The sequence below is a fragment of the Pseudomonas sp. GW821-FHT02A08 genome (genome assembly GCF_059422045.1).
On the sequence record NZ_JBWKWD010000007.1, the window covers coordinates 128,834 to 145,611 of the forward strand.

Here is a 16,778-nt window from a genome sequence, read left to right on the forward strand (position 1 = left end):
AGCCAGGCAATAAACGGTGTTCATTGCCTGGCGCGGTGTTTACCTTATTCCTGACTCTCGCCGCGCTCGCGGGCAATGGCGCGATAGCCAATGTCCTTGCGATAGAAACAGCCTTCCCAGTCAATCGTAGCCGCCAGCTTGTAGGCCTGCTGCTGCGCAGCATCGACGCTGGCACCCATGGCGGTGGCGCACAACACCCGACCACCGGCCGTCACCACCTGACCATCCTTGAGCGCGGTGCCGGCGTGGAAAACCTTGCCTTCCAGCGCGGCGGCTGCATCCAGCCCCTTGATGGCCACGCCTTTGGCGTAGTCACCAGGATAGCCGCCAGCGGCCAGGACGATTCCGACGCTCGGACGTGGATCCCATTGTGCTTCTACTTTGTCCAGCGCCTGGGCCAGGGCGGCCTCGACCAGCAGCACCAGGCTCGACTGCAGGCGCAGCATCACCGGCTGGGTCTCAGGGTCGCCGAAGCGGCAGTTGAATTCGATGACTTTTGGATTACCAGCCTTGTCGATCATCAGGCCGGCGTACAGGAAACCAGTGTAGACGTTGCCTTCCTCGGCCATGCCGCGCACGGTCGGCCAGATCACCAGGTCCATCACGCGCTTGTGCACTTGGGCGGTGACCACTGGCGCCGGGGAGTAAGCACCCATGCCGCCGGTGTTCGGACCGGTGTCGCCGTCGCCGACGCGTTTGTGGTCCTGGCTGGTGGCCATCGGCAGCACGTTCTTGCCGTCGACCATGACGATGAAGCTGGCTTCTTCGCCGTCCAGGAACTCTTCGATGACCACGCGCGAACCCGCATCGCCAAAGGCATTGCCCGCCAGCATGTCGCGCACGGCGTCTTCGGCTTCGGCCAGGGTCATGGCGACGATCACGCCTTTACCGGCGGCCAGGCCGTCGGCCTTGATCACGATCGGAGCGCCTTTTTCACGCAGGTAGGCCAGGGCCGGCTCGATTTCGGTGAAGTTCTGGTAGTCGGCAGTCGGGATCTTGTGGCGCGCCAGGAAGTCCTTGGTGAAGGCTTTCGAACCTTCCAGCTGGGCGGCGCCAGCGGTCGGGCCGAAGCAGTCCAGGCCACGGGAGCGGAACAGGTCAACGACACCGGCAACCAGTGGCACTTCCGGGCCAACGATGGTCAGGGAAACGTTTTTCTCGGCAAAGTCTGCCAGTTGCTCAAGCGCCAGTACGTCGATGGCGACGTTCTCGCACTTGGCTTCGATGGCCGTACCGGCGTTGCCCGGAGCCACGAAAACCTTCTGTACGCGCGGATCCTGGGCCACTTTCCAGGCCAGGGCGTGTTCACGGCCACCGCTGCCAATGATCAAAACATTCATTTCAAAAACCTCGGATGACGCAAATTCTTGATAGCACCGCTGGGATGCTCTTATGTGGGAGCGGCGGTGCGACGATTCGACTTGCTCGCGAAAGCGGTGTTTCAGTCACATCAATATTGAATGTGCCGCCGTCTTCGCGAGCAAGCCCGCTCCCACAGTTGATCGGTGTATCAGTGACGGAAGTGGCGCATGCCGGTGAACACCATGGCGATACCGGCTTCGTCGGCAGCCGCAATCACTTCGTTGTCACGCATCGAACCGCCCGGCTGGATCACCGCCGTGATACCGGCCTTGGCCGCGTTGTCGATGCCGTCGCGGAACGGAAAGAATGCGTCGGAGGCCATGACCGCACCCTGAACCTGCAAGCCGGCATGTTCTGCCTTGATTGCAGCAATTCGCGCCGAGTTCACGCGGCTCATCTGGCCGGCGCCGACACCGATGGTCTGGCGATTCTTGGCGTAGACGATGGCGTTGGACTTCACGTACTTGGCAACTTTCCAGGCGAAGATCAGGTCATGGATTTCCTGCTCGCTCGGTGCGCGCCTGGTGACCACTTTCAGGTCGTCGGCGCCGATCATGCCGATGTCGCGGCTCTGTACCAGCAGGCCACCGTTGACGCGCTTGTAGTCCCAGGCAGCAGCGCGGTCAGCCGACCACTCGCCGCAGGCCAGCAGGCGCACGTTGGCTTTGGCAGCGACGATGGCGCGGGCCTCTTCGCTGACGCTTGGGGCAATGATCACTTCGACGAACTGACGCTCGACGATGGCCTTTGCAGTCTCGGCGTCCAGCTCGCGGTTGAAGGCGATGATGCCGCCGAATGCCGATTCGGTGTCGGTGGCGTAGGCCAGGTCGTAGGCCTTGCGGATGCCGCCTTCGGCATCAGGGCTGACAGCCACGCCGCACGGGTTGGCGTGCTTGACGATCACGCAAGCCGGCTTGACGAAGCTCTTCACGCATTCCAGCGCGGCATCGGTGTCGGCCACGTTGTTGTACGACAGTTCCTTGCCTTGCAGCTGGGTCGCGGTGGCGATGCCGACTTCGGCAGGCTTGGCTTCCACGTAGAACGCCGCGCTCTGGTGCGGGTTCTCGCCGTAGCGCATTTCCTGGGCCTTGATGAACTGGCTGTTGAAGGTGCGCGGGAACTCGCTGCGACCTTCTGTGCTGAGGGTATCGGCAGCCTGGTTCACGGTGCCCATATAGTTGGCGATCATGCCGTCGTAGGCGGCGGTGTGCTCGAAGGCCTTGAGCATCAGGTCGAAACGCTGGGCGTAGGTCAGGCCGCCGGCCTTGAGGTTTTCCAGAACGCTGGCGTAATCGCTGGCGTTCACCACGATCGCTACGTCTTTATGGTTTTTCGCTGCCGAACGAACCATGGTCGGGCCGCCGATGTCGATGTTCTCGATGGCGGTCGGCAGGTCGCAGCCTGGCTTGTTGATGGTGGCTTCGAACGGGTACAGGTTGACTGCTACCAGGTCGATCGGCTTGATGCCGTGCTCGTTCATGATGGCGTCGTCGATACCGCGACGACCGAGGATCCCGCCGTGGATTTTCGGGTGCAGGGTCTTCACCCGGCCGTCCATCATTTCGGCAAAACCTGTGTAATCCGCGACTTCCACTGCGGCAACGCCGTTGTCCTGCAGCAGCTTGAACGTCCCGCCGGTGGAGAGGATCTCGACGCCCAGGGCTTCAAGCTCCCTGGCGAATTCGAGGATCCCGGTCTTGTCGGAAACGCTGATCAAGGCGCGGCGGATCGGCAGGCGGGTAGTCTGGTCGGTCATCTCAATTTCCATCAAAAGCAAAGGAAGTCAGCAAAAAAGGCGACCGGTTTTACGCGGGCGCCTTTCTGGTTTGATTGAATGCTTACAACAAATCGTACTGCTTGAGTTTCTTGCGCAGCGTGCCCCGGTTAAGCCCGAGCATCTCGCTGGCCTTGGTCTGGTTGCCCTTGACGTAGTTCATCACGCACTCGAGCAGGGGAGCCTCGACTTCGGAGAGCACCAGGTTGTACACATCCGTGACGGCGGCGCCCTCAAGGTGGGCGAAATAATTGTGCAGCGCCTTCTCGACACTCCCGCGAAGGGTCTGGCCTTCTTCGCTTGGCGTATTGAGGTGCTGTTTCAAATTCACGTTGTCGCTCACGGGTGTTGTTCCACTCACTAAAGTCTCGGTCATCATCGTCATGCGGCCACCCACTCTCCGTCCCCTGTCAGGCTCTTGTAACGCTCGGCGAAAAACGCCCGAACGTTGGCGCATTGTGTATCCGTACCATCCAAACGATTGAAGTGGGCGCGAAACTCCCTGGCGCCCGGCAGGGTTGCGAGATACCAGCCCACATGCTTTCGAGCAATGCGCACACCCATGACATCACCATAGAAGGCGTGCAGGGCAGCCAGATGCTCTAGCAGAATGCGTTCCACCTCGATCAGTTCCAGCGCCGGGAGTTTCTCGCCGGTACGCAGGAAATGGTCGATCTCGCGAAAAATCCATGGCCGCCCCTGGGCAGCCCGGCCAATCAACAGGCCATCGGCACCGGTCGCGTCGAGCACGTACCGGGCTTTTTCCGGCGAATCGATATCGCCATTGGCGAAGACCGGGATCGACACCGCCTGCTTGATCGCGGCAATGGTGTCGTACTCGGCTTCACCTGTGTACAGGTCGGCACGGGTGCGGCCATGCACCGCCAGCGCCGTAATGCCTGCCTGCTCGGCGATCTTCGCCACCGTCAGACCGTTCTTGTTGTCCCGGTCCCAACCGGTCCGGATCTTCAGGGTAACCGGCACATCGACCGCAGCCACGACGGCCTGCAGGATCTCGGTTACCAGGGGTTCGTCCTTCAAGAGTGCGGAACCGGCAGCCTTGTTGCAGACTTTCTTTGCCGGACAGCCCATGTTGATATCAATGATCTGCGCACCCATTTCAACGTTGGCACGGGCGGCGTCCGCCAGCATCTGCGCGTCCCCACCGGCGATCTGTACCGAGCGTGGCTCGGGATCACCTTCGTGGATCATGCGCATGCGCGACTTGCGGGTGTTCCACAAACTCATGTCGCTGGTGACCATTTCCGAGACGACCAGTCCCGCGCCCAAGCGCTTGCACAGCTGACGAAAGGGCTGGTCGGTGACACCCGCCATGGGGGCGAGAATCAAGCTGTTATGTAATGTGTATGGGCCGATGCGTACCGCCGACATAGGACTTCCCTGTTGTGGGGCCGGATCATGAGAGTTCGAAAAAGGGTTGGCATGATACCCGCTCTCGATGACTGGATAAAGGCTGAATTGAACAAATTCTGAACAGTTATTCTGTTATTACCCGTGGTTTGGTTTGCCTGGAGCACTCGGAAAGCCGGGGTTGATCCGGGAGCAATGAAGCGTTTCACTCCGGAGAGTGGAAGCTCAGACTGTAGTTCACGGCCTTGGCACCTGGGTCGAGAATGTCCAGGGCGATGTGGATCGGCGTTTGCGGAGGCATCTCCGCCATGCCTTCGAGATCGCCATTGAGGTACTCGCCCGGCTTGAAGCGACGACTGGCGATCAGATGGCCATTGAGGTCGGCGAAGCGCAGTTCCAGCAACGGGAAGGGCTGGGAGAAGGGCGCACGGTTATAGATGATCGCATCGACCACCAGGGCGCCATTGAACTCGGGATGGCTGCGCACCACCAGGTTGCTGCTTTTGATTTTCGCGATGTCGACTTTGGAGGGCACGGTGCAGCCGATTTGCGGGCACAGTTGCTGGAACCACGGGCGATACTGATCCTGGCGCGCCAGTTCGTCGAAATGGTAGGCGATGTACTGGCCGGCGAGGGCGCCAGCGGCAATCAGCACCAGCAACAGCCAGAGCAGTCGTCGGCCCCAGGGCGAGCGGCGTTTTTGCCAGTCCAGTTGCAACGGGTCGTCGGTCAGGTCTTGCAGCATTTCGGCGCGCACGCCCGGTTCGCTGCGTTCGCGTCGTTTGCGCAGGGGTTCTATCGAGGGCAGGTTGTCGTCGATTTCGCTCTCGTCGGCGGCCGACAGGCGTTCGTGGTTCAGTGGCGCATCGAGAGGGTCGTGCAATCGCAAATGGGGTGGTTGCGGTTCGTCGTCGAGATCGACCGGTTCCAGGGACAGCGAAGGTTCGGTGCGCGAGGCCTTGCTCGGTTCGACCGTCGGTTCTGGCGTTTCAAGGCTGTCGAGCGGTTCGTCGAGTAGCGCACGGTCGGCCGCCGACTCACTGAACAGGCTGTCGGACCACGGTTCCACGTCATCCTGCCCGGTGCTGTCGCGACGGGCGCTCAGCGAGTCCTCGCGATGGCGGCCAAACTCGGTGGTCGGCTGGATTTCCCGTTGTTCGAGCCGGGCGAGCTCTTCGTCGAGGTCGAGGCTGTCCAGGTCCAGTTCGGTCGCGCTCCATTGCTTTTGGCTGATGGCGCGCGGCGGTGTTGGCTCAAGGGGTTCCTCAGGCTGCACAGGCGGGATCGGCGTCACGACCGGTGCTTCCTTGCCGGCCTGCTCAAGCAACTGCCTGGCGGCATTGAACACCTGCAGGCAGGAGCCGCAACGAACCACCCCGCGAGCCACGCTCAACTGGGCATGGCTGACGCGGAAACTGGTTTGGCAATGCGGGCACTGGGTGACGAAGCTATCGGTCATGCGGCGATCCGGATTATGCAGACTTTCATTCTAGCGCCGACGGCCAGTGATGCGCACCCAGCCATCGCGATTGGCGATCGGGTCCAGATCGAAGTCCCTGGCGTAGGCGGCAGCGACTTCGTCACCCTGTTCGGCGAGAATGCCCGACAGCGCCAGGCGCCCGCCCGACTTGACCAGGCCCGACAGCTGCGGCGCCAGGGAAACCAGCGGGCCGGCGAGAATGTTGGCCACCAGCACATCGGCCTGGACCTGCGGCAAATCTTCCGGCAGATACAGCGGGAACAATTCATCAGCGATGTTATTGCGCCCGGCGTTGTCGCGGGACGCTTCCAGCGCCTGCACGTCGATGTCGGTACCCACGGCCTCCTTGGCGCCCAGCAGCAGGGCGGCAATCGCCAGAATCCCCGAGCCGCAGCCGAAGTCCAGCACGTTGCAGCCTTTCAGGTCCTGGCCGTCGAGCCATTCCAGGCACAGTGCGGTGGTCGGGTGGGTGCCGGTGCCGAACGCCAGACCCGGGTCCAGCAGCAAATTCACGGCATCCGGTTCCGGCGCGGCGTGCCAGCTCGGCACGATCCACAGGCGCTGGCCGAAACGCATTGGCTGGAATCCGTCCATCCAGCTGCGTTCCCAGTCCTGGTCTTCGATCACTTCGCTGTGGTGCTCGGGCAGCGGGCTACCGGTCAACAGCTCCAGATGGGCCAATACCGGGCCTGGCTCGGTGCCGCCTTCGAACAGGGCCAGCAGGTGCGTGTGGGACCACAGCGGCGTGGTGTTGAGTTCCGGCTCGAAGATCGGCTGATCTTCGGCGTCCATGAAGGTCACCGACACGGCGCCCACTTCAAGGAAAGCGTCTTCATAGGTTTCGGCTTGTTCTGGGCTGATGGCGAGACGGACTTGCAGCCAAGGCATGGCGGGCACCTTTGAAAAATATTGATTGCAGCCTGGCGGACTGCGAGAAGGGCGCAAGTTTACGCGAGCGCGGGGCTTTTGTGGGAGTGGCTCGCTGTGATGCCGCTTGTAGCAGCTGGCGAAGCCTGCGTTCGGCTGCGCAGCAGTCGTAAAACCTGAGCGCACGCCCCTCCTGACACACCGCATCGACTGGATTCACGACTGCTGCGCAGCCGAACGCAGGCTTCGCCAGCTGCTACATGGGTTGTTGCAATGTCCAGAAACAACAAAGCCGCCCGAAGGCGGCTTTGTTTTGTGCCAGCTAAAGCTTAGTGCTTCTCGCCAGCCAGCTTGTGCTCGAGGTAGTGAATGTTCACGCCCCCTTTGCAGAAGCCTTCATCGCGGGTCAGGTCGCGGTGCAGCGGGATGTTGGTCTTGATCCCGTCGACCACGATTTCGTCCAGCGCATTGCGCATGCGCGCCATGGCTTCGTCGCGGGTTGCGCCGTAGGTGATCAGCTTGCCGATCAACGAGTCGTAGTTCGGCGGAACGGCATAGCCACTGTACAGGTGCGAGTCGACGCGAACGCCGTTGCCGCCTGGAGCGTGGAAATGCTTGACCGTGCCCGGGCTCGGCATGAAGGTTTTCGGGTCTTCGGCGTTGATCCGGCATTCCAGCGCGTGACCGCGGATGACCACGTCATCCTGGGTGAACGACAGCTTGTTGCCGGCGGCGATGCTGAGCATCTCCTTGACGATGTCGATGCCGGTGACCATTTCCGAAACCGGGTGCTCTACCTGGACACGAGTGTTCATCTCGATGAAGTAGAAGCGACCGTTTTCATACAGGAACTCGAAAGTGCCCGCGCCACGGTAACCGATGTCGATGCACGCCTTGACGCAGCGTGCGAGTACTTCCTCGCGTGCGTTTTCGTCAATGCCCGGTGCCGGCGCTTCTTCAAGAACCTTCTGGTGACGACGTTGCAGCGAGCAGTCGCGGTCGCCCAGGTGGATGGCCTGGCCCTGGCCATCGGAAAGTACCTGGACTTCCACGTGACGTGGGTTGGTCAGGAACTTTTCCAGATAGACCATCGGGTTGCCGAACGCCGCGCCTGCTTCGGAGCGGGTCAGTTTCGCCGAGGAAATCAGGTCTTCTTCCTTGTGCACGACGCGCATGCCGCGACCACCACCGCCGCCAGCGGCCTTGATGATCACCGGGTAACCCACTTCGCGACCAATGCGCAGAGCGGTTTCTTCGTCTTCCGGCAGCGGGCCGTCAGAGCCAGGAACGGTCGGTACGCCGGCAGCGATCATGGCGTGCTTGGCCGATACCTTGTCGCCCATCAGGCGAATGGTTTCGGCTTTCGGGCCAATGAACGCAAAGCCAGAGTTCTCGACCTGCTCGGCGAAGTCGGCGTTTTCCGCAAGGAAGCCGTAGCCCGGGTGAATGGCGGTGGCGCCAGTCACTTCGGCCGCGGCAATGATTGCCGGAATGTGCAGGTAGGAGTGGGCGGCAGATGCCGGACCGATGCAGACGGATTCGTCTGCCAGGCCCAGGTGCATCAGTTCCTTGTCAGCCTTGGAGTAAACGGCGACGGTCTTGATGCCCATCTCTTTGCAGGCGCGCAGGATCCGCAGGGCGATCTCACCGCGGTTGGCGATCAGAACTTTTTCCAACTTCGCAGTCATCAAAGGCTCTCCGCGGTTCAAACGATGGTGAACAGCGGTTGGTCGTACTCAACCGGCTGGCCGTCTTCGACGAGGATGGATTCGATCACACCGCTGGTTTCAGCTTCGATGTGGTTCATCATCTTCATGGCTTCAACGATGCACAGGGTGTCGCCTTTCTTCACGGTCTGGCCGACTTCTACGAAGGACGGCGAGGTTGGCGAAGACTTGCGATAGAACGTACCGACCATCGGCGAACGGGCAACGGTGCCGTTCAGTGCTGGCGCGGCGGCGGCAGCAGGTGCGGCAGCGGCAACCGGAGCGGCGGCAGCGACAGGCGCGGCAGCCGGAGCATGCATTGGAGCCGGCGCGTAGTACTGCTGAGCCGGGGTCTTGCTATGACGGCTGATGCGTACGGACTCTTCGCCTTCCTTGATCTCGAGCTCGTCGATGCCGGACTCTTCCAGCAATTCGATCAGTTTCTTAACTTTACGGATATCCATGAATCATCAACTCCCAAGGGTCGGTCAGGGGCGTTTAACGCTTGTTGTTCAAGCTTTTGCCTGTGTTTCAAGCTGCTCTAGGGCGGCCTCCAGGGCCAGTCGATAACCGCTGGCGCCAAGGCCGCAGATCACTCCCACCGCTACATCGGAGAAGTAAGAATGATGGCGGAAAGGTTCGCGTTTGTGCACGTTGGACAAATGCACTTCGATGAATGGGATGCTCACCGCCAGCAGCGCGTCACGTAATGCGACACTTGTATGTGTAAAAGCTGCTGGGTTGATCAGAATGAAGTCCACGCCTTCACTGCGGGCAGCGTGGATGCGGTCGATCAATTCGTACTCGGCGTTGCTTTGCAGGTGCAGCAAATGGTGACCGGCTTCGCGGGCGCGGCGTTCCAGGTCCTGGTTGATCTGCGCCAGCGTCGTGGCGCCGTAGGTGCCCGGTTCGCGAGTGCCGAGCAGGTTCAGGTTGGGGCCGTGCAGAACGAGTAGCGTCGCCATCGGCGGTTCCTATGTTATCTGTGAGCAATTGTCAGAACCCGGCGACTATGCCGCAAAGCCTTTGTGACTGTCCAGTTCTCTGCAATAGCCAGCACGATGACCGATGTTTGCGCGAAATATATGACTGCTTGATTAAATGTGGTCATTCGCCCTGGCAACACGTTCGGCGAAGTCCCTGGCGTTGATCTCGCCGATCACCCTTACATCGGCGCGTTCCGCACCATCCTTGCCGAAAAACATCAAGGCCGGTGGACCGAACAACTGGTAGCGATCGAGCAGGGCGCGTTGCTCGGCGTTGCTGGCGGTGATGTCGAAGCGGATCAGCCGGTAACCCTTGAGGCGCTCGATGACGACAGGGTCGTCCAGCACTTCGCGTTCAATGACTTTGCAGCTGATGCACCAGTCGGCGTACCAGTCGAGCAGCAGCGGTGTGCCGGATGAGCGTGCGTCGGCGAGTGCGCGGTCCAGATCGGCCGGTGTGCTCACGGTTTGCCAGGTGCTGGTGTTTTGCCCGGGGCCGCTGTTGGCAACGATGCGGGGCTGGCCAATCGGGTTGAACGGATCGGTTTGGCCGCTGAAGGCGCCGTACCAGCAGGCCAGTGCATAAAACAGCAGGAACATGCCGAGCAATTGGCCCAGGCGTTTGCGCGGTGGTTTATAGACGAACTCCAGCGCCCCCATGAACAAGCCGACGCCGCCGGCCAGCAAACCGATCAGCAGCAAGGTGACCTGACCTGGCAGGACGCGGCTGAGCAGCGCGACGGCCAACCCGAGCAATAACACACCAATCGCATTTTTCACGTAGACCAGCCACGGACCGCTTTTCGGCAGCCAGGCTGCGCCACCGGTGGCCACCAGCAACAGCGGTGCGCCCATGCCGAGGCCGAGCATGAACAGCTTCAAGCCGCCGCCCAGCGCATCGCCACTGGCGCTGATGTACAGCAGCGCCCCGGCCAATGGCGCCGAAACGCAGGGTGAAACCAGCAAGCTGGAAACCACGCCCAACACCGCGGCTCCCAACAGTGACCCGCCTTTGGTGCGGCCGGCGATACGGTCCAGGCGACTGCTGATGGCGTGCGGCAACTTGAGTTCGAAGACGCCGAACATCGCCAGGGCAAACACGGCGAAAAACATCGCGAACGGCACCAACACCCAGGCCGACTGCAGTCGCGCCTGTAGATTGAGCTGGGCACCGAACAGGCCCATCAGTGCACCAAGCAGGGCAAAGCAGGCGGCCATCGGCAGCACATAGGCCAGTGACAGATTGAAACCGCGCCAGCCACCGACCTGACCGCGCAGCACCACGCCGGAAAGGATCGGCAGCATGGGCAGCACGCAGGGCGTGAACGTCAGGCCCAGGCCGGCGAGGAAAAACAACGCCAGTTCGCGCCAGCTCCATGGATAAACCGTCGCCGGAGCGCCGCTGCCGTCGATGCTCAGGCGCTCGGTTTCCGGCGGATAGCACAGGCCCTTGTCGGCGCATCCCTGATAGGTCACGGCCAGGGTGAAGGCGCGTTGGTCGGTGCGCGGCAACTCGACGTCGAGAATGCCGTAGTAGACCTCGACATCGCCGAAGTATTCATCGTGTTTTTTCTGACCGTCGGGCAGTTTCGCCGCGCCGAGGACGACATCGGCCGGATCGGCGCGAAATTGAAAGCGGTGACGGTAGAGGTAATAACCTTCGGTGGCGACGAAGCGCAGCTTGATCGATTGCGGTGTACTTTCTACCAGGCTCAGCTGGAACGCTTCGCGCACCGGCAGGAAGTCGGCGCTGTTGTTGATCGAGCCCAGGGTCGAATTGGGACGATTTTCCAACAGGCCGGTGGCGCTGGCCGGCAGGGCGAACACTAAAAACAGTAGGCAGAGCAGGCGGCGCATGACGATCTCGCGTATCGGAATTGGGGGGATGATAGCGGACAGCGGAGGGGTGTGCAGGCCGGGAATCTGTGGTGATTGATCTGGCGCCTTCGCGAGCAAGCCCGCCCCCACAGGGGATGTGGGAGCGGGCTTGCTCGCGAAGGCGGTCTGTCAGACGCGGAAGGCTTGAACGGCTGTATGCAGTCGCCCGCCCAACACCAGCAAATTTTCCCCCTGCTCACGACCTTCGCCAATGCGCAGCAAGTTATCCCCGCCCAACTGGTGAATTCGCTCACTGTGGTCGCGGATCTCGCTGACAGCGCCGCTTTGCTGGGCAGTGACATCGGCGATGCGGACCGCCGTGTCGGAAATGGTCTGGATCGCGCCGACGATTTTATCCAGTGCGCCATCAGCGGCCTGGGCCTGGTTGGCCGTGGCTTCGGCGTGTTCGACCTGGGCGCGCATGCCTTCCACCGATTGCCGCGCGGCGGTTTGCAGTCCTGCGATCAGCGTCTGGATTTCTGCCGTGGCCCCGGCTGTACGTTGCGCCAGTGAGCGCACCTCTTCGGCCACCACCGCAAAGCCTCGGCCCATTTCCCCGGCCCGGGCGGCCTCGATGGCGGCGTTCAAGGCCAGCAGGTTGGTCTGGTCGGCAATCGAGCGGATCACCGTCAACACGCCACCGATGGTGGCCGACTCTTCGGCCAGGTGCTCGATCATTTGCGCATTGCCTTGCACTTCACCCACCAGCGCATGCAGGCCGGTGAGGCTCAAGCCGATGACTTTTTGTCCGTGCTCCACGGCCAGACCGGCGTGGCGGCTGGCGTCGGCGGCCTGGCTGGCGTCGCCGGCGACTTGTTGAATGGTCGCTTCCAGTTCGCTGAGGGAGTCGCGTATCAGTGCCGTGTCACCGGCCTGATGCTCGGCGCCGTCATGCAGGTCGTTGCTCAGGTCCGCCAGGGTGCGGCTGCTGCCGGCCACCTGTTCGGCATTGCGGCGAATGGTCCCGACCAGGTCCACCAGATAGGCGCGCAAGCGGTTGAGCGAAGCTTCAATGTCATGCAATTCGCGGTTGGTGTTGCCCAGTTGAATGTCGTGGCTGAAGTCGCCTTCGGCCCAGGTAGAGAGGGCCGGGGCGAGGTTGGTCAGGGTCCGGGCGAGTTTGCGCTGCAGGGTGTCGATCAGCAGTGCGATCAACAGAATCAAGCCGATCATCACGCCTTGTATCAGCCTCACTTCACTCTGGATCTGCCCGTGCTGGGCGCGCACCACCGGTTCGAGACCGGCAATGGCCTGTTGCACGTCGGCGATTTTCATGTGGGTCGCCGCGCTGAGCTCGGCGCGTTTGCGGATTTGATCGCGGGTGCGCGAGAGCTCGGCCGGGTAGCGGGTGAGCAGGCTGTTGAGCTCGCGCTTGAGGCCGACGCCGGCATCTTCGGCGACGGTTTTTTCCGTGTTCTCAAGGCCCATCATCGAGGCGAAATCATCGGTGTTCGACTCGCTGCTGGTGGTCACGCCGAGTAATGGCAGGGCGTCGAGTTTCTCTGCCTGGGCACGGATGTTGGTCACTTCGCGTTCGACATCGGCGGCCAGTTCACTGCGGCCGCTGCTGACCAGTTTGTCCCGGGCCAGGGACAGTTTGCCCAGGTGCTGCGATGCGGTGAGCAGCGGCGACAGGTAAGCCGCATTGCCACTGGCGTACTGGCTGAGCTGATCGAGACTGGCGCCCAGTTCGCGCTCGGCCTGCAGCAGCAGGGCTTGCGGATCGCCCGCCAGTTTGCCGGCGGCCAGCAGGTCGGTCTTGCTGAATTCTTCAAGGGTCGACAGGCTGGGGCGCAACGTCTCGGCCAGGGCCGGCGGCAATTCGCCGAGTTCTTTTTTCAGGCTGTCGATGCCTTGGGCGGCGCTGCTCAGGCGCAGTGCATCGCCGCTGCCCAGGTAATCCTCGACGCTGCGGGCGACGTCATTCTGAAACTGCTGCGACAGGCCCAGGTAGCGCTCCATTAATAGATACGGGCGCTCGAGGGCTTTCTGCGACCACCACAGCGTAGCGCCGAGGGCCACGCACACGGCCACCAGAAGGAGGGTATTAAGATTGGTCAGCAGCTTCAGGCGCATCACGGACTACCAACGGCAGAAATGGTAAGTGCCTGAAGTTATTGCGTTTCTGTTACAGGGTTATGACCGTATCGGTCGATTCCGATAAAAAAGTGGCACTTTGCTTTGACGTCCGCGCAGCCTGGACGCGATTGCGTCCGCCGTGTTTGGCGCGATACAGCGCTTCGTCCGCCTGGCTGGCCATCATCAGGCTGTCGGAGCTTTCGCAAAGCTCAACCACTCCGGCGCTGAAGGTGCACCACAGATCCTCGGGTTGTGCGGGGTAGTGAATTTCGGCAAAGCGCTGACGGATTTCATCGAGCACGTTGTAGGCCGCTTCGATATCGGTGTCCGGCATGACGATCGCGAATTCTTCGCCACCGTAGCGGCCGATGAAGTCGGTTTTGCGCAGGCGTTGCTTGAGAAACAGCGCCAGGCTCTTGATCACCCGGTCGCCCATGGGGTGGCCGTGGCTGTCGTTGACCCGTTTGAAGTGGTCGATGTCGAGCATGGCAAAACTCAGCGGCTTGTTTTCGCGGCGGGCGCGGAACGAGCAATCTTCGAGCAATTGCAGGATGTGCGTGTGGTTGTACAGGCCGGTGAGGCTGTCGCGGACCATCCGTGCCTTGAGGTTGCGGGCCCTTGCTGCACGGTTGCGCACGGTGGTGATCAGGTGCCGGGGCTTGATCGGTTTGGTCAGGAAGTCATCGCCACCTTCGCTCATGGCGTCGAGTTGCTTGTCCAGGTCGTCTTCGGCCGACAGGTAAATGATCGGCACGCTGACATAGCGGTCGTTATGGCGAATGACCTTGGCCAGTTCCGTACCGGTGCAGGCTGGCATGTACATGTCAAGGATGATCAGGTCCGGCTGGAAATCCGCCAGTTCGGCCATGGCCTGGATCGGCTCGATCAAGGTCCGGGTGACGATCCCGGCGCTGTTGAGCAGGCGCTCGGTGTGCAAGGCCTGGGCGCGGGAGTCGTCGATGATCAGCACTTTATAAGGCTCGTACTGGGCGACGCAGGTCAGGACTTCGATCTTCTCCAGCAGGCTCGACGCTTCGAGGGTGCCGGTGAGGAACTCCTGGCCACCGGCACGCACGGCGGCCAGGCGGGTAGGGGTGTCGGTTTCGTGCAGGCTGAAGAACAGCAGCGGCAGCTGATGATCGAGGCCTTCCTGGGCTTCGGCGGCCAGTTTCAGGCCGACGCCGGCGCCACTGAAATCCACGTCCATGACAATCGCCGCCGGCAGGCGCTCGACCATCGATGAGCGAAACGCATCTACGCTGTCCAGGGACTGGGCGCTGAGGCCGAAGAACTCCAGTTGTTTGGCCAGGCGATCGGCTCGGTCGTGATCCTGCAGCATCACGTAGATGGGCTTGCGCAGCGGCGGCAGGAAGGTTTGATCGAGTTGGTCGCCATGACGCAGGCCGGTGCGTGACAGGCGCTGCATCAAGCGATTGAGGTCGGTGATCAGGCCGCTGCTCAGGCGTCCGCGATTGGCATCGACCGCCTCCAGGGACTGACCGATGTGGCGTGCCAGTTGCGTGTGTTCCGGTTGTTCGAAACGCTCGGCGAAACGCAGCAGGCGCAGATTGGCCTCGCTCAGTTCCGAAAGGTCGGCGGTGGACCACTCACTGCGTTGCAGGCGCTGCCATATCTCAAGAATCTGACGAGCCTGATGAATTACCCGCTGGGCAAAGTGGTGCTTGAGGCGCTCGCGGCTGGGGTCTTCTGGCTCGGTCATATCCTGACTACTAGTTAGGGTGAACACTGAGGTCGAGTGGTGGCTCTATGCTAGCACTGCTTTTCCATTACATGAGTGCTGTACGTCAATAATCTGCAATGTGACTTCATTCAGTTTGTGACTGATCGGTCTCATTCGAGCCTTTATGGTCGCGCCTTGCAAGGGGCGAAGTGCTTGAATCAGGGCACTTGGCGGGCGTGGGGTGGGAATGAGCGAATGACTGACAGCCGGCCATTCACGATTTTTTGTCAGTACTGACCGGCTCGGTTTTTTGGGTTTTCGAGGGTCAGGGATTCCCTTGGCGTGGCAATCCAAACCATTAGGGGGGATTTCGATGGCTGCGGCATCGTCGGGTGCACAGGCGTTCTTTTGATCCGCAAGCCCGGTAATTTTGCGCATCGGTGCGATGGCGGGTGCCGGGCCAAGGCACGTTGTTGTATGGTTGCGGTCGAACCGTTGAACTCAAGAGCTTGAAAGGATATCGCCATGCTGGACTGGAAGAACCGCACAGACAGTGCGCCTGAACGTGCCGCTGAACCGAAGTCGGAGACCCGCAGTTACCTGGGCGGTCTGTTGTTCAGCCGGGCGCTGGCCACTCTGCTGGGCATCTACCTGTTGGTGGCGAGTGTCCTGGGCTGGTACTGGAGCCAGGAGCCGGCACTGTTCCCGGTCCAGCAAACCGCGCAACTGGCGGCCGAGAAAGAAGGCAAGCAGATGGTCGTCGGCTACACCACGGTGGAAACCCTCAAGACCGTCGCCGGCACCTTGCTGACCAAGCCGGGCGGCTATATTTCCAACGACCGGTTCCCGCCAGGCCTGTGGATGGACAACATGCCGAGCTGGGAATATGGCGTGCTGGTGCAGGTCCGCGACCTGAGCCGGGCAATGCGTAAAGACTTCGCCCGTTCGCAGTCGCAGTCCGCCGAAGACGCCGACCTGGCCAAGGCCGAGCCGCGTTTCAACTTCGACAACAAGAGCTGGGTGCTGCCATCCAGTGAGTCCGAGTACCAGGAAGGCATCAATTCCCTGAGCCGCTATCAGGCGCGCCTGTCCGATCCGAACCAGAAAAGTGCGTTGTTCTATGCTCGCGCCGACAACCTGAACAACTGGCTGGGTGACGTCGGCACCCGCCTGGGCTCGCTGTCGCAACGGCTGTCGGCCAGTGTGGGCCGGGTCAAGCTCAATACAGCATTGAAAACCGAAGTCGTGGCACCGGGTGTGGCGCCGCAGGTTGATGAAGAAATCGTCGAAACCCCATGGCTGCAGATCGACAATGTGTTCTACGAAGCTCGCGGCCAGGCCTGGGCTCTGTCGCACCTGCTGCGTGCCATTGAAGTCGACTTCGCCGATGTGCTGGCCAAGAAGAACGCCACGGTCAGCGTGCGTCAGATCATTCGTGAGCTGGAAGCGTCGCAGGAGCCGGTGTGGAGCCCGATGATCCTCAACGGCAGTGGCTTCGGCGTATTGGCCAACCACTCGCTGGTCATGGCCAACTACATTTCCCGGGCCAACGCGGCAGTGATCGATTTGCGTCAATTGCTCAATCAGGGCTGAG

The 16,778-nt window shown here is 61.5% G+C and carries 13 protein-coding genes; 1 reads left to right on the forward strand and 12 read right to left on the reverse strand.

Translation table 11 applies throughout. The features are described 5' to 3' along the window. Nucleotides 1-44 precede the first annotated feature (44 nt). The 12 genes from purD to gcbA all read right to left on the reverse strand — a co-directional run bounded on the left by purD (nt 45) and on the right by gcbA (nt 15,223). Nucleotides 45-1,340 (reverse strand): phosphoribosylamine--glycine ligase, encoded by a 1,296-nt coding sequence (purD, locus tag AC07W4_RS07690; protein WP_495032037.1) that lies wholly within the window; start codon nt 1,338-1,340, stop codon nt 45-47. Nucleotides 1,341-1,510: 170 nt separating this feature from the next. After that, a complete protein-coding gene (purH, locus tag AC07W4_RS07695) occupies nt 1,511-3,118 on the reverse strand; it encodes a bifunctional phosphoribosylaminoimidazolecarboxamide formyltransferase/IMP cyclohydrolase (protein WP_495032038.1) in 1,608 nt (535 codons plus the stop codon). An 82-nt stretch (nt 3,119-3,200) separates the two neighbouring features. Continuing rightward, entirely contained in the window at nt 3,201-3,521 is a 321-nt protein-coding gene (gene fis / locus AC07W4_RS07700; protein WP_015093301.1) for a DNA-binding transcriptional regulator Fis, read from the reverse strand. Next, entirely contained in the window at nt 3,518-4,528 is a 1,011-nt protein-coding gene (gene dusB, locus AC07W4_RS07705) for a tRNA dihydrouridine synthase DusB (protein WP_008016791.1), read from the reverse strand. Before dusB ends, fis begins: the two co-directional genes overlap by 4 nt. Nucleotides 4,529-4,712: 184 nt before the next feature. Then, a complete protein-coding gene (locus AC07W4_RS07710) occupies nt 4,713-5,966 on the reverse strand; it encodes a DUF3426 domain-containing protein (protein WP_495032039.1) in 1,254 nt (417 codons plus the stop codon). 30 nt (nt 5,967-5,996) lie between these two features. Continuing rightward, the gene (prmA, locus tag AC07W4_RS07715) at nt 5,997-6,875 is read right to left on the reverse strand and encodes a 50S ribosomal protein L11 methyltransferase (RefSeq protein ID WP_008053952.1); all 879 of its coding nucleotides are present in this window, start codon (nt 6,873-6,875) and stop codon (nt 5,997-5,999) included. A 308-nt stretch (nt 6,876-7,183) separates the two neighbouring features. Then, nucleotides 7,184-8,542, reverse strand: a complete 1,359-nt coding sequence (gene accC / locus AC07W4_RS07720) for an acetyl-CoA carboxylase biotin carboxylase subunit (RefSeq protein ID WP_008053950.1) — start codon at nt 8,540-8,542, stop codon at nt 7,184-7,186. 17 nt (nt 8,543-8,559) lie between these two features. Further along, on the reverse strand, nt 8,560-9,024 hold the full coding sequence (gene accB / locus AC07W4_RS07725) for an acetyl-CoA carboxylase biotin carboxyl carrier protein (RefSeq protein ID WP_008053948.1): 465 nt from the start codon (nt 9,022-9,024) through the stop codon (nt 8,560-8,562). Between the two features lie 48 nt (nt 9,025-9,072). Then, the gene (gene aroQ, locus AC07W4_RS07730) at nt 9,073-9,525 is read right to left on the reverse strand and encodes a type II 3-dehydroquinate dehydratase (protein WP_085727425.1); all 453 of its coding nucleotides are present in this window, start codon (nt 9,523-9,525) and stop codon (nt 9,073-9,075) included. A 132-nt stretch (nt 9,526-9,657) separates the two neighbouring features. Further along, nucleotides 9,658-11,403, reverse strand: a complete 1,746-nt coding sequence (locus AC07W4_RS07735; RefSeq protein ID WP_495032040.1) for a protein-disulfide reductase DsbD — start codon at nt 11,401-11,403, stop codon at nt 9,658-9,660. A gap of 150 nt (nt 11,404-11,553) precedes the next feature. Beyond that, nucleotides 11,554-13,500: a methyl-accepting chemotaxis protein gene (locus AC07W4_RS07740; protein WP_495032041.1), complete on the reverse strand. Its 1,947-nt coding sequence runs from the start codon at nt 13,498-13,500 to the stop codon at nt 11,554-11,556. Between the two features lie 52 nt (nt 13,501-13,552). Beyond that, the gene (gene gcbA / locus AC07W4_RS07745; protein WP_495032042.1) at nt 13,553-15,223 is read right to left on the reverse strand and encodes a diguanylate cyclase GcbA; all 1,671 of its coding nucleotides are present in this window, start codon (nt 15,221-15,223) and stop codon (nt 13,553-13,555) included. Nucleotides 15,224-15,709: 486 nt separating this feature from the next. Between gcbA and AC07W4_RS07750 the strand changes: the two genes are divergently transcribed. Then, nucleotides 15,710-16,777, forward strand: coding sequence for a DUF2333 family protein (locus AC07W4_RS07750; RefSeq protein WP_008053939.1), 1,068 nt, complete (start codon nt 15,710-15,712; stop codon nt 16,775-16,777). The last annotated feature ends 1 nt before the right edge of the window (nt 16,778 follow it).